Below are 13,715 nucleotides of genomic sequence, written 5' to 3'. Positions count from 1 at the left end.
CTCAGCCTATAGGTAAGCGAAAACATACCCATTAGGTTTGAGGTTTAAGTACTCAATTAATCGCATTTGGTTCTCTATCTTACCAGCCGCTTTTGGAGACATCAATAATCCCGGACCCTTTGCCTAAAACAATCTACCTGTGAATATCATTCTGAACATACAAAACCTGAGCAAAACCTACCAAAGCGCGGGCAACACCCTTACCGTACTGGACAACGTTAATTTCTCCGTAGAGGAAGGATCCACCGTGGCCATTGTGGGCCCTTCGGGAAGCGGAAAGACGACGCTGCTGGGACTGTGCGCCGGCTTGGACCGCTCTAGTGCCGGACGGGTGGAGCTGAACGGCATTGCCCTGGACGGACTTTCTGAGGACCAGCGCGCGCAGGTGCGCAACCAGTACGTGGGTTTCATCTTTCAGAATTTCCAGCTATTGCCAACCCTTACGGCTCTAGAAAACGTGATGGTGCCCCTGGAATTGAGAGGCGAAAGAAATATCAGGAGCCGCTCCATGGAACTGCTGGAGAAAGTAGGCTTGGGGCAGCGGCATCACCACTATCCAGCGCAATTGTCTGGAGGGGAGCAGCAACGGGTTTCCCTGGCCAGAGCCTTCTCCAACCAGCCAAAAATCCTCTTCGCCGATGAACCCACCGGAAACCTTGACGCCGAAACCAGTGAGAAAGTAGTGAAGCTTTTATTTGACCTGAACCGCGAAGCCGGCACTACCCTCATTCTGGTAACCCATGACCTGGACCTGGCCTCCAAAACACAGCGCATTCTTAAAGTAAAAGGAGGGCATCTGGTCTCAGATGAACTCGTGGTGAACGCGTAAATCTGGGGTTGTCGTTTTTGGCCTATTTTCCAGAAAACAGCCCAAAAACGAAAGGTTGAACTAATGGTAATGGGAGCCGACACTGAGTTTTCTAAGAAATACAAATAAGAAGTTTTTCTGCCTCGCTTTGAATGGGATAGGGAGATGACGAGTAAGGTGGATGAACAATACAGCGGGGATTTAAAGCAAAAGGCTCTAAAAAAATAAGGGTCGATGTAAAAGTAAAATCGGCTTATGTAACCATCCCAACCCCTTAAAAGGGTGACGGAATACGAGCATACTAGAAGAGAAATCGTTTTTGGGCTATTTCCCTGAAAACTGGCAAAAAACGGAATTGGAATACATCAAAGGCAGGTGAATAGAAAACGTGTACCATGCCTCTAACCTCAAGCATTAAAATGTCTGGCAACCCCAAACTAAACCTACCCTGGCTTTTGAAAATGGCCTGGCGCGACAGTCGCCGGAACCGGTCCAGGTTGTTCCTGTTCATTTCTTCCATCATTCTGGGTATTGCGGCGCTGGTGGCCATCTTCTCCTTCGGGGATAACCTGAAGTATGACATTGACCAGCAGGCCAAAGAACTGGTTGGCGCAGATTTGGTCATTTCCAGTAACCGGGCGGTGAGTCCGGCGTTGCAGCCGCTATTAGATTCTTTGGGCGAGGAGCGGGCCCGCGAGCAAAACTTCGTCTCCATGGTGCTTTTTAAGAAATCGCAGGACACCCGGCTGGTGCAGATACGCGCCCTGGAAGGCAATTTTCCCTACTACGGCACCATTGATACCAGCCCCAAAGAAGCAGGCAACTCCTTTAAGACCGGTCAGCAGGCCCTGGTAGACAAAACCCTTATGCTGCAGTTCAACGCGCAGGTGGGAGATTCCATTAAGGTAGGAGAAGTCACGTTTGCCATTGCCGGCGTGTTAAACAAAGCGCCGGGACAGACGGGCATCTCGGCCTCGGTGGCGCCGGTGGTGTACATTCCGTTGCGGTATCTGGCCCAAACCGGTTTATCACAGCGCGGAAGCCGCATCAACTATGAGTTCTACTATAAGTACAGCCCCACCGTAGACATGGCCAAACTGGTAAAGCAGTTGGAGCCGCGGTTGGAGGAGGAAGGCCTGGAGATGGAAACCATAGACACCCAGCGCGAAGAAACCGGCCGCTCTTTTGAAGACCTCACCGATTTCCTGTCTTTGGTAGGGTTCATTGCCTTGTTGCTGGGCAGCATTGGCGTGGCCAGCGCCATTCATGTGTACATTAGGGAGAAGCTGTCCACCATTGCGGTGCTGCGGTGCCTGGGCGTTAGCAGCACGCAGGCCTTTCTTATTTACGTGTTTCAGATTCTGGGCATCGGGTTGGTAGGTTCCTTGATTGGGGCTGCGCTGGGGACTCTGGTGCAACAAACTTTGCCCACCGTCTTGCAGGACTTTTTGCCCATTGCCATTTCTGTGCGCATCTCGTGGCTGGCTATTGGGCAGGGTATTTTACTGGGGCTGCTCATTTCTTTGCTTTTTGCCTTGCTGCCCTTGGTATCGGTGCGCAATATTTCGCCCTTGAACACGCTGCGTCTTTCTTTTGAAGAGACCAGCCTGTTTAAAGACCCGCTCAAATGGGCCGTGTACGGGCTGATTGTGTTGTTCATCTTCGGGTTTGCCTATCTGCAGATGAACACCTTACTGGAAACGGTATTTTTCACGGGCGGCGTGCTGGTGGCATTTCTGGTGCTGGCCGGCATGGCCTGGTCTCTGATGTGGCTGGTACGCCGGTTCTTTCCGCGTTCCTGGAGCTACCTCTGGCGACAAGGCTTGGCCAATTTGTACCGGCCCAACAACCAGACACTCATTCTCATTGTGTCCATTGGGTTAGGTACCGCCTTCATTTGCACGCTGTATTTTGTGCAGAGTATTTTGCTCAACAGAATCACCTTGTCTGCCAGTGAGAACCAACCCAACATGGTCTTGTTTGACATCCAAACCAACCAGCGCGAGGCTGTGGCGAACCTGGCGCGCCAAAACCAATTGCCCATCCTTCAGCAAGTGCCCATCGTGACCATGCGCGTGGAAGAAATCAACGGACAAACAGCCGCTGATGTGCAAAAGGATTCCACGTTGGGCATTTCACCAAGGGCGTTTCAGAGGGAGTTGCGGGCTACGTTCAGAGATTCGCTTACGTCCTCAGAAAAGCTGGTGGAAGGTTCCTGGCGTGGTACGGTGGCGTCTGTAGAAGACACGGTGTTTGTTTCATTGGAACAAGGCTACGCCGAGCGCATTAAGGTAGACGTGGGCGATAAGATGGTGTTCAACGTGCAGGGCGCTTTAATCCCCACCATAGTGGGCAACCTCCGGAAGGTGGACTGGAACCGTGTGCAGACCAATTTCAGGGTGGTGTTTCCGGCGGGAGTGTTGGAAGCGGCTCCGCAATTTCATGTACTCATGACGCGCGTGCCTAGCAACCAGGCCTCGGCGCAGTTTCAGCGGCAGGTGGTGCGGCAGTTTCCCAATTTGTCCATCATAGACTTGGGCTTGATTTTGAGCGTGATGGATGAACTGTTTGACAAGATTGGCTTTGTGATCAGGTTCATGGGCGCGTTCAGCATCATCACTGGCTTGGTGGTGCTCATTGCCTCGGTGCTCATCAGTAAATACCAGCGCATGCAGGAAAGCGTACTGTTGCGCACCCTCGGCGCCAGCCGGAAGCAGATTCTCCTCATCACGGCCTTGGAATATTTCTTTCTGGGTGCGCTGGCGGCGGGGACGGGCGTGGTGTTGTCAATGGCGGGAAGCTGGGCACTGGCCAAGTTTCAGTTTGAGACCGTGTTCACGCCGCCGTTGCTGCCCATCCTCATCATTTTCGTTTCCATCTCGTTGCTTACCGTGCTTATTGGCTTGTTCAACAGCAAGGCGGTAGTTGCCAAACCTCCGTTGGAGGTGCTTCGCTCAGACGCATAGCCACGCAACCGTTTTTGGCCTGTTTCCTGGAAAACAGGCCAAAAACGGAAGAGGATTACTTACTGGCAACCGCAGTAGGTTTCAGTTGATGGGGATCTACGCGTTGGTACCAGACTTCACTGCTAGTATCGGTCTTCTGGGTGTAGGCAATTACTAGGCTATTGTTAGAAGTTGGCAGTACCACGGGATAGCTGGCCTTGACCGTGGCCGGGGTTAAATACGCGCGCTGTAGGGATCTACCGTTCTGGTCTTTCAGTTGCAGGCCTATGCGCGTTTGGAAGTCTTTAGAAGAAGGAATCAACTCATCCCAGACCAGCGCCAAATTTTCAGAACCGTAAGCCGTTAATTGCGGGTGCCTGGCAGATGGAAACGAGCTCACCTGCTCTCTCGGCGCGAAAGGCTTTTCATCGGTTTTCTGGCTGTAGAATACGCCGCTTCCGCCACCCATGGTGTACCAGGCCGCGTGCAGTCCGGTTTTGGTCCAGGCCAGCGTAGGCCCGGTATGCGGACAGCCGTCAATGGCCCAATTGTCTGGACTAATGCGCTCCCGCGGGGCAAAGGTCTGGCCATTGTCTACAGACACTAAGTGCATCATGTCTCTAATGCTGTCCTGCAGAATGGCGCGGTAGGCAGCGTGCACCTGGCCCTGGCCGTCCACAAATAAATCGGTGCGGCAGCATTGGCAGAGTTGCTGGTCAATGGCTTTCTCCTGGGTGAATCCTTGCTGCCCGGTAGTGGTGGCAAAATATAGGCTGGATCCTTCTTTGGGCGTATTCTTGCGGGCATCTAACCAAATGGCAGCCACCTCGCCGTTAGGAAGCAGGGCTACGTCAAAATACCGCTGGTCTTTGCTGTTCAAAGAGTCTATTGCTAGTTGCCGGGCGGCGGTCCAGGTTTTGCCTCCGTCAAAGGACTGGGTGTACTTGATTAAACCTGCGTAGCTGTTCTCTGGGGAGGGATTGCTTACACCAAAAACGGCCAGCATTTCTCCATTTTTCTTGAAGATGAGCTTTGACAGGTTTTCATCATGCGGGTACACGCCCTGGGTGGTAGGAATGGCGCTGGGTTTGCCAAATGTCAATCCGCCGTCCTCTGAGCGGGAGTAGGATAGCAAGAAATTCCCGGACGTGTCCTGCGCCTGTACCCAGCACATTACGGGGTTGCCGGCTTGGTCTTGCGTAAGGAAAGGGCAGGAGGCTTTTAAGCCGGCCGCTGATATTCTGGTGGCCACTGCTTGATTAGCGCCGGGCTTTTTATCGGAGGCTTTGGATTGGCAGCCAACCCCAACCAGCAGCCAGGCCGCCAGTAAAGGGTAGAGAACCGTATGAATGGATTTCATGAGAATCTAGTTAAGGTTTTTACAACGAAGACTAAATAGGTGTGGAAGCATCCGTTTTTAGCTTGTTTTCAAGAAAATAGCCCAAAAACGGAGAGGATTGTCAATGTCAGGGCTGAGTCTTTTCTCCTTTGGCGGTGAACTGGTAGCCAATGCCCAAGTGTACCGTTCTGGGAATGCCTTGCCGGTAGCTTTTGCCATAGGCGTATTTATCTACAGTGGTGGCATAGAGTGCATTGGCCATGTTTAAGACGTTCACCCAAGTTTCAAAACCGTGCAGCGTATAGCCAACCCTCGCGCTGAGCAGGTTGTAGCCGCAGTAGTATTCAGAATTGGCGGGGTCCATGTAGTATTTGCCCACGTGCTGCCATTCCAGGCTTAGGCGTAAGCCTTTGACATAGTTTGGACGATAGGTCACCTCGGCGTTGGTAAGGAAGCGGGGGGCCGTGGCCATTTCATTGCCTGCAAGGTCTTTCCCTTTTTCCTGGTACTGGACAAACCAGTGACGCGCGTTGGTCCCGCTCCACCGGAACGCAAGCGCTGAGGTAGGCTCATAATGCAGGGTGTATTCCACCCCTTGGTGACGGGTCTGGCCTGCGTTCTGGTTCTGATAGGTGCCATCCTCTAACCTCACCGAGATAATCTCCTGAGCGCCTTCCATTTGGTATAGGCTCAGGTCCAGGTAGGCTTTGTGTTGCAGGAAACTCATCCAGCCGCCCACTTCATAACTGTGGTACTGGGCAGGTTGCAGGGTAGGTACTTTTACGCCTCTATACAGTTCAGAAATCTGGGGAGGGGCAAAGCCTAAACTGTAGTTGGTATACACGCCCTTGCTGGTTCCCAAATCATAGGTTAGACCTATTTTAGGAGAGAACTGCCGGAAGCCGTTTTTCTCATCAGGGGCACCTGTAAAGGCCGAGGGCGCCAGGTAGTTGTCAAAGGCATAGTCCAGGCGGTCATAGCGCAGGGCAGCCATCACGTTCAACCGCTCCATTGGGGTGATCTGGGCCTGGGCATAGGCGGCGGTATTGAGCAGATTTACGGCGTAATGGGTAAGCAAAGAGTCTTTCTGGGTATAGCTCACATATCTGCCAGCAGCATCTCGGTCAATGTCCAGGAAAAGGGCCGTGTAGGTGGCCGGGCTATAATCCAAGCTCAGGCCGGCTAACAACTGGGCCCTTAAAAAGGAAAAGTTTTTTTTGTGCTGGGCCACTAAGCCGTACCCATGAAAGGCATCCTCATTTATTTCCCCTTTCGCCTTGGTAGGATTTCCTTTTAGGTTGGAGATGGCATAGAAAGGGTTCTGCCCGATGGCGTTTTTCCGGATGTATACCGTAGCCTGGGTATGGTTGGTAGAATCCCAGGTGTGTTCAAAGCTAGTGCGTACGCGCAGGGCTTTCACCTGGCGGTAGGTGAACGTATGCAGGCTGCTGTATTCCTGGGTATAGAAACGGGTGCTGTCCAGGCCGCCGGTCTGGTCGGTTTTGTAGTCAACCAAAGTGGCCGAGGTGGTGAGTTTGCTGCGCTCAGACAGTTGGTAATCTGCTCTAAAGGTGAAAGCCAGTTTGTTGAAATCGCTGTGGCTGATAGGACCGTGATGCTGTGTTGCAAAATATCCACCGGCGTAAACACCTAGCTTGCCAATGGTCTGAGAGGCACTGAAATCGGTTCTTCGGTAGCCTTGGTTGCTGCTTTCTAATTGTACCATGGCCGTAGCCACCGAGGTAGGCGCCTGGGTAATGAAATTCACCGCCCCACCAATCGCCTCGCTGCCATAAAGCGAAGACGCAGGACCCTTGATGATTTCAATGGACTTGAGTGCTGCCTGGTTGATTTCAATAAGGGCGTTGTGGTTAAAGTCGCCGGAGACCCTAATGGGAATGCCGTCTTCTAAGTACAGGAACAAGCTTTTGTAGCCAATGGGCTGCCGAATGGCCATGGTATGCTGTTCGTTGCCCAAGTTCACCATGTACACGCCGCCTACCTTGTTCATGACCTGGTCTAGCGTGGCGGCTTTGGTTTCTTGCAACACCTGCGTAGTGAGAGCACTGATGGCTATGGGAGCCTCGGTGCGGGCCTGCACCTCGCGGCTGGCAGAGACAATGACTTGGTTCAATTGATTGGAAGAAGGAGACAATTGCACCAACAGAAATCCGGGCTGTATGGTAACTTCTTGGGGTACATAGCCCAGGTAAGAAACCATTATCTTCTCTGCATGGGCAGAGAGCGAAAAGCTCCCGTCTGCGGCTGTCATGGTGCCATTGGTGGAGTTGGGAACTTGCACGCTGGCGCCAATGAGCGCTTCTTTGGTAAAGGCGTCAACCACCTTGCCTTTCACGGTTTGTTGCGCCTGGGCAAAGGGGGCTAGCATCATGAACATCATGAGACAGGCGTATATATTTTTCATACTGCAAATAGTCTAGTGAAAGAAAAGACATAGCGCGGCAGCCAAGGCAAAAAGCAAAGGCGTGGCCATCTTGTCTGACACTGAGCGCCAGACAAACAATCTTACACAGTCAACTTAGGCGGATGAAAAATGGCGAAGAACGTAGGAGTGGCCTCACTTACCAATGCGGCCGGGAAAACGAGCTCAGAAGGGAAGGAGAACGGGGCCGGAAGCGTCATGAACGGCTGGTAAAAAAGAGTAATCTCAGCTTTTTGCAGCTGGTTTTTTTGAGAAGCCGGGCTTTGATCCTGGTCGGCTTTTTTCAGTTTCTTTTGGAGGTAGCACTTGCCATGACACTGCAGTTGGGGCTTGGCTCGGTTGATGCAGAGGAAACTGGTGATGAACTCGCGGTTGGCTTCAAACTCCAGCACTACAAAGACCTTGCTGAAGGCCTGCGTAAGCATGACGGTTAAAAGCAATATGGTCGCGAGTCGTTTCATGGGTGGTTGCCTGTGACAAAGATAGCCACGCCAATACGCCAACCCTGTAAACAATGTAGTGCAGGCAAGTGATTTTCGTCATTGTTATTCCACTTTCCGCTTTAGGGTTAGTCAGGTAGAAAGCCTTTAAGATAGGGTGGAAAGAAGGCGCCAAAAAAATTATGTAAACAGAAATTCCTTCCAATATAAATCAGGTGGTTTTGCAAAGGTTTAATACGGAATGCCCAGCTTCTGGTAGATGAAACTAAGCAGCCACACTGGGCCAATCAACAGAAATTGCAGGTCTTTCAAAAAGGAGGGTTTCTTGCCTTCAATCTTGTGCCCAACAAACTGTCCCACCCAGGCCACCACGAAAATAAACAGGCAAATGGCCCACAGCGGAAGGCCCGAGAACTGGTCTAGCTGGTAGACAATCCAGAGGAAGAACAAACTCACCAACACCATGCCCAACGCCAGACTAGGCGACAGCGCTACGTAATACACCATGGCCAGCAGCACAAACAAGATGCCCCAGTTCATAGGGAAAGGCAGCTGCGCCATAAAATCGGGTGTGGGAATGGACCAAATCAAGCCGATCAGGCTGATCATGATGGCGGGCACGCAGATCCAGTGAATGGTTTTGTTGGTGCCGTTGCGGTGGCTTTCGGCGTATTCGTCTAGCAGCAGGTGTATGGCAGCCATGGTAGAGAAGAGGAGGTTAGTCTGCTCCTAAGATAGCAATTCGGGATAAATTATTTAATGGGCGCAGAGGCAAATTCAAACTGGGAGTGGTTTTTGATGCTCTTCGCAAAATGAGTACCTTTAACTAACCATTCATATCAAGTTCTATGAAAAAGAATACGTTTCAGGTGTCTGGTTTTCTGATGGCAACCCTGCTGTTAGGAAGCTGCGCCAAGAATACCAGCACTTCTTCCAATAGCAGCACTGCCGCTGCCACCAAAGAAGTGGTAGGCGTGCAGGAGAAAGCAGTGGTTTCCGTGACCCAGACTTCGCCCCCGCAAAAGTTGGAAGAAGATTTTCAGTACGTAAGCGACCAGTTCGCCGATCTGCGCATTCTTCGTTACCGGGCCCCGGGTTTTGAGCAACTGAGCACCCAGCAGAAAGAATTGCTGTATTACCTGTATGAAGCTGCTTTGTCAGGAAGGGACATCATCTATGACCAGAACTTCAAGCACAACCTGCGCATACGCCGCACCTTAGATGCCATCGTGGAAAACAAGCGTGACCGCTCCACCTCTCCTGACTGGGAGAAGCTGATGGAGTACACCAAGCGCGTGTGGTTCTCAAACGGCATCCATCACCATTACTCTACCAACAAGTTTTTACCGGAGTTCAGCAAGGCGTTTTTAGCCGAATCTATCAAGAAAGTTCCGGCTGGTCAATTGCCTTTGCAGAAAGGCGAGACTGTGGACAGTTTCATTGCCTGGATTACGCCTATCCTGTTTGATCCAAACATAGCGCCCAAGCGTGTGAACCAGGTAGCAGGGCAGGACCTGATTGCCACCTCGGCCAACAACTACTATGAAGGCGTTACCCAGAAAGAGGTAGAGGATTTCTACGCCAAGATGGCAGACAAAAAAGATACTCGTCCTATTTCCTATGGCCTAAACTCTAAGCTGGTAAAAGAAAACGGCAAGTTGGTGGAGAAGGTCTGGAAGGTAGGTGGCATGTATGATGCCGCCATCAAGCGCATGGTCTTCTGGCTGGAGAAAGCCATTCCGGTAGCCGAGAACGAGCAACAGCGCTTAGCCCTTCAAAAACTAGCCGAATACTACAAGACCGGCGATCTGCGCGTGTTTGATGAGTACAACATTGCCTGGGTGCAAGACGTGAATTCTAACACTGATGTGGTGAACGGCTTCATTGAAGTGTACGGTGACCCGCTGGGCATTAAGGCAGCCTATGAGTCGGTGGTGTCCTTTAAAGACCTGGAAGCTACCAAACGCATTAAGGCTATAGGAGACCAGGCGCAGTGGTTTGAAGACAATTCGCCGCTTTTGCCGCAGCATAAGAAGAAAAAGGTAGTTGGTATTACGGCTAAGGTAATCACGGCCGTGGTGGAAGGTGGTGATGCCGCTCCGGCCACGCCTATTGGCATTAACCTGCCCAACGCCAACTGGATCAGAAAAGAGCATGGCTCTAAGTCTGTGAACCTGGGCAACATTGTACATGCCTACAATGAGGCGGCCAACACCGGCGGAAGCGTTTTAACCGAGTTTGCCTACAGCCCTGAGGAGATTGAGCGTTCTAAAAAATACTCTTCTATTGCCAGCGACCTGCACACCGACATGCACGAGGTGATTGGGCACGCGTCTGGGCAGATTAACCCGGGCGTGGGCACTCCCAAGGAAACCCTGAAAAACTACGCCAGCACCATTGAAGAAGGCCGCGCCGACTTGGTAGCCCTGTATTACGTGATGGACCCTAAACTGGTAGAGATTGGCGTGATGCCGTCACTGGAAGTGGGCAAGGCCGAATATGACGGCTACATTCGGGGAGGTTTGATGACGCAGTTGTCACGTTTGGCTTTGGGGGAAACCGTGGAGGAAGCGCATATGCGCAACCGCCAGATGGTGGCCGCCTGGGCTTTTGAAAGAGGCAAGAAAGACAACGTGATTGAGCGCGTGACCAAAGACGGAAAAACGTACTTCAAGATTAATGACTACCAGAAGTTGAGAAGCCTGTTTGGCGAATTGCTGAAAGAAACCCAGCGCATGACCTCTGAAGGTGATTTCAATGCCGCCAAGAACCTGGTGGAAACCTACGGGGTGAAGGTAGACCAGAAGCTACACAAAGAAGTGTTGGACCGTTACAGCAAATTGAACATTGCTCCCTACGCCGGCTTTATTCAGCCTAAGTTAACGCCTGTGGTGAAAGACGGAAAAGTGGTGGATGTCCTCATCACGTATCCAACCAACTTCACGCAGCAAATGCTGGAGTACGGCAAAACCTATAATTTGCTGCCTAATTACAACTAAGCCGTTTTTGGCCTGTTTTGGTCAAAAGACGCTAAAAACGAAAAGCCGCCGGGAGAAATCTCAGGCGGCTTTTTTTGATGGTTGAGTTGAGGAAACAGTGAGTTCTTGGAGGATTTGAGGTTTGTATTGTTTACTGATATAATCAAGGTTAATAAATACCATGGCCCAAGCGTCCTCTTGCGACGCACGCATTTTAACCTTGCCCAATAGCACCCACAAGCTACAAGTTTGCGGGAGAGGTAGTCTTTGCCTCAATCACATCTGCAAATTTTCAAATCCGCACATTTTCAAATCTCCACATCTTCACATCACCTGTCATCTATGAAGGATCTTGTGGGTAAGCTAGACAGGCGGTTGCTATCCACCATATCCGTTTTTACCCTCATTTCCAGAAAATAAGCCAAAAACGAAGGCTTCATTAAACTTATCACCTTTACGGCGTTTGAGGCAAGGAGCCGATTTTTAAGATTCTGGCGGTCACCAGCAATTGGCCTACATGCCGCATGGTGTGCTCTGCAGAATGAAACAAAAGCCCCAAAACATTGGTGGGAATCTGGGCGCGACCCAGGGCTCTTGGTTCTAAAAGAATAGTTTCATCCGTGGCTTTTAACTGAGAAATCGCTTTTACTACCTGTGACCCGAATGTGACAACGAGTTCCTGAATCCTAAGCTCTGGATTAGGCTGTCCTTCAGCAGTTAGGTTCTGCCGCTGCGCCTCTGTAAGCGGTTGTGCAAGGGCATAGGTAAACAGCCTGTCTAACACGCCAGTGAGGTGCTGCAAATGGAATCCGATGGAAGCTAACCCGCCGGGTTTTTCCCATAACAGCTGCTCCGGGTAGTCCAGCATTTCTCTTTCTATTTCTTCCTGAGCTTGCAAAAGCGCGTGGGCCACCGGTTGCAGCAGGGGAGGCACGCCGGCCACGGGGCCTCTCTGCCAAACTTCTCTTTCCTGATTTTCCATAGTGGTATTTGCTTGTTGAAATATTTATTATTTCTGCCTCTCATACTTAAATTGAAGGTTAGCCAATCGCATCTTATATGTGTGAAGGAGCAGAAATGCCTATTAACTGATTATGATTAGCTACAGTGTTAAACGCAAAAAAGCCCCACCAAAGGCGGGGCTTTTCTGAAGTTAAAAATCAGGATTGTTACTGGATGAACAATCTGAATTCGGCACGTCTGTTCTGCGCTCTACCAGCGTTGGTGGTGTTTGGAGCAATTGGTCTCTCTTCTCCGAAGCCTTCTGTGATGATACGGTCAGAGCTGATGCCTTTCTTGTCAATCAAGTAAGACTTGGCAGCGTCTGCTCTTCTCATAGAAAGCTCCTGGTTGTACTCATTAGAACCAACGTGGTCAGCGTGGCCAGAGATACGCAGGTTGTAGTGCGGATATTTGCCTAACATGGTAGCCATTCTATCCAGAGTTGGGTAAGAAACTGGTTTCAATACTGCTCTGTTGAATTCAAACTGAATCTTAGGAACACGGGCCATGTAGGTGCTGTCTTCCATGTCTAAGCCTGGGCAACCCAAGTTAGCAGCAGAACCAGCTACGTCTGGGCACTTGTCTACGTCATCGTTTACACCGTCACCGTCACGGTCAAGAACTACTGGGCAACCAGAAGCATCCACTCTTGTACCGGCTGGTGTGCCTGGGCATTTGTCGTCTTTGTCAGCAACACCGTCACCGTCAGAGTCTGGGCAGCCACGAGTAGCAGCAGTACCTGCTTGGTCTGGGCACTCATCTTCTGAGTCACGTACGCCGTCATTGTCACGGTCTGGGCAACCTTCCAGGGCGGCAGTACCAGCCTCAGTAGGACACTTATCCAGGTAATCGGCTACGCCGTCACCGTCACCATCCAATGGACAGCCTTTTTTGTCAACCTGAACACCGGCTGGGGTGTCTGGGCACTCGTCTCTTCTGTCAGAAACTCCGTCGCCGTCTGTGTCTTTGGCTTTACCCAAGCCAAAAGAAAGACCAAACTGGTGCTGCAGGTAACGGTCGTTCAACTCGTCAGACTGCTCGTTAGAGATACCGTCCAGCAAGTCGGTGGTTGGGTAGTTGAGGGTAGACTGTACAAACAAGCTGATGCCGTCTGTGATTCTGAAACCAAGACCGGCGCCGCCCATGTAGTTCATGCGCAACATGCCTTCGTCCCATTTCTCCTCACGCGTACCACCTGGTATGCCCACCGGCAAATAGGCTTCTACGCTGGCGTACTGTAAGCCAACGCCGGCAACTAGGTAAGGCTTGATGAAGGACTCTTCTTTCAAGATTTTACCGTTGTTCATTTTCAATTTGAAGGCCAGGTTGGCGGTTCCAATCTCGTCTTCAAATCTGCCTGGTCCGTACCCTGTGGTTCTCCAGGTAACAAAGGCTGCGTCCTGCTCTAGGTTGAAGTAGTTCAACTGCAAAGACAGGTCAAACGATGGAGACAGGTAACGGTTTATGGCCAAACCACCTCCCCAAGAGGAGTTACTCATGTCCCACATGTCATTGCGCATGTTTGTTCTGGCTTGGTTGGCGCTTGCGTAAAGCGACAATCCCCATGGCCGGTCAGCGGACTGTGCTATGGACTCTTTGGGAGCACCCATGGACAGCAACAGCGCGCCTGCCAATGATGCTTTAAGTAAGGTTCTTTTCATAGTTTTAAAAGTTGGAATATAGTAATATGAGCATGTTTACCCCGAAATAAAGAAAATGTTTCCTTTTCTGCGGATAAATAAATATTCTTACTACGTAAC

Annotated in this window: 9 protein-coding genes; 3 read left to right on the top strand and 6 right to left on the bottom strand. The window is 51.0% G+C overall.

The genetic code is table 11. From position 1 onward, the window contains the following. The first annotated feature begins 139 nt into the window (after positions 1-139). Together GU926_RS03570 and GU926_RS03565 are read left to right on the top strand one after the other, a co-directional pair. The gene (locus GU926_RS03570) at positions 140-829 is read left to right on the top strand and encodes an ABC transporter ATP-binding protein (RefSeq protein WP_160689084.1); all 690 of its coding nucleotides are present in this window, start codon (positions 140-142) and stop codon (positions 827-829) included. Positions 830-1,203: 374 nt separating this feature from the next. Next, complete coding sequence (locus GU926_RS03565) at positions 1,204-3,774, top strand: ABC transporter permease (protein WP_232058417.1); 2,571 nt, start codon at positions 1,204-1,206, stop codon at positions 3,772-3,774. A 55-nt stretch (positions 3,775-3,829) separates the two neighbouring features. On the opposite strand, the gene GU926_RS03560 is transcribed toward GU926_RS03565, so the two are convergent. The 4 genes from GU926_RS03560 to GU926_RS03545 form a co-directional block, all read right to left on the bottom strand. Continuing rightward, positions 3,830-5,113 carry a sialidase family protein gene (locus GU926_RS03560; RefSeq protein ID WP_160689082.1) on the bottom strand — a complete coding sequence of 428 codons (1,284 nt, stop codon included), beginning with the start codon at positions 5,111-5,113 and terminating at the stop codon, positions 3,830-3,832. Between the two features lie 106 nt (positions 5,114-5,219). Next, positions 5,220-7,517 (bottom strand): TonB-dependent receptor, encoded by a 2,298-nt coding sequence (locus GU926_RS03555; protein WP_160689080.1) that lies wholly within the window; start codon positions 7,515-7,517, stop codon positions 5,220-5,222. Between the two features lie 101 nt (positions 7,518-7,618). Further along, on the bottom strand, positions 7,619-7,996 hold the full coding sequence (locus GU926_RS03550; RefSeq protein WP_160689078.1) for a hypothetical protein: 378 nt from the start codon (positions 7,994-7,996) through the stop codon (positions 7,619-7,621). Between the two features lie 210 nt (positions 7,997-8,206). Further along, the gene (locus tag GU926_RS03545; protein WP_160689076.1) at positions 8,207-8,677 is read right to left on the bottom strand and encodes an Mpo1 family 2-hydroxy fatty acid dioxygenase; all 471 of its coding nucleotides are present in this window, start codon (positions 8,675-8,677) and stop codon (positions 8,207-8,209) included. 146 nt (positions 8,678-8,823) lie between these two features. On the opposite strand from GU926_RS03545, the gene GU926_RS03540 reads away from it, so the two are divergent. Continuing rightward, positions 8,824-10,974: a dipeptidyl peptidase 3 gene (locus GU926_RS03540; RefSeq protein WP_232058416.1), complete on the top strand. Its 2,151-nt coding sequence runs from the start codon at positions 8,824-8,826 to the stop codon at positions 10,972-10,974. A gap of 433 nt (positions 10,975-11,407) precedes the next feature. Here GU926_RS03540 and GU926_RS03535 read toward each other — a convergent pair whose 3' ends face one another. Together GU926_RS03535 and GU926_RS03530 are read right to left on the bottom strand one after the other, a co-directional pair. Further along, positions 11,408-11,935, bottom strand: coding sequence for a DinB family protein (locus tag GU926_RS03535; RefSeq protein WP_160689074.1), 528 nt, complete (start codon positions 11,933-11,935; stop codon positions 11,408-11,410). Between the two features lie 187 nt (positions 11,936-12,122). Then, positions 12,123-13,616: an OmpA family protein gene (locus GU926_RS03530; RefSeq protein ID WP_160689072.1), complete on the bottom strand. Its 1,494-nt coding sequence runs from the start codon at positions 13,614-13,616 to the stop codon at positions 12,123-12,125. Positions 13,617-13,715 lie beyond the last annotated feature (99 nt).

The sequence above is a fragment of the Nibribacter ruber genome (genome assembly GCF_009913235.1).
GTDB lineage: Bacteria > Bacteroidota > Bacteroidia > Cytophagales > Hymenobacteraceae > Nibribacter > Nibribacter ruber.
This window is presented reverse-complemented; position numbering and strand designations above follow the sequence as displayed.

Excerpts from the sequence above, each read along its gene's own strand:
- GU926_RS03540 (WP_232058416.1), top strand. The coding sequence starts at position 8,824 with ATGAAAAAGAATACGTTTCAGGTGTCTGGTTTTCTGATGGCAACCCTG.
- GU926_RS03550 (WP_160689078.1), bottom strand. The coding sequence starts at position 7,996 with ATGAAACGACTCGCGACCATATTGCTTTTAACCGTCATGCTTACGCAG.
- GU926_RS03535 (WP_160689074.1), bottom strand. The coding sequence starts at position 11,935 with ATGGAAAATCAGGAAAGAGAAGTTTGGCAGAGAGGCCCCGTGGCCGGC.
- GU926_RS03565 (WP_232058417.1), top strand. The coding sequence starts at position 1,204 with ATGCCTCTAACCTCAAGCATTAAAATGTCTGGCAACCCCAAACTAAAC.
- GU926_RS03560 (WP_160689082.1), bottom strand. The coding sequence starts at position 5,113 with ATGAAATCCATTCATACGGTTCTCTACCCTTTACTGGCGGCCTGGCTG.
- GU926_RS03545 (WP_160689076.1), bottom strand. The coding sequence starts at position 8,677 with ATGGCTGCCATACACCTGCTGCTAGACGAATACGCCGAAAGCCACCGC.
- GU926_RS03555 (WP_160689080.1), bottom strand. The coding sequence starts at position 7,517 with ATGAAAAATATATACGCCTGTCTCATGATGTTCATGATGCTAGCCCCC.
- GU926_RS03530 (WP_160689072.1), bottom strand. The coding sequence starts at position 13,616 with ATGAAAAGAACCTTACTTAAAGCATCATTGGCAGGCGCGCTGTTGCTG.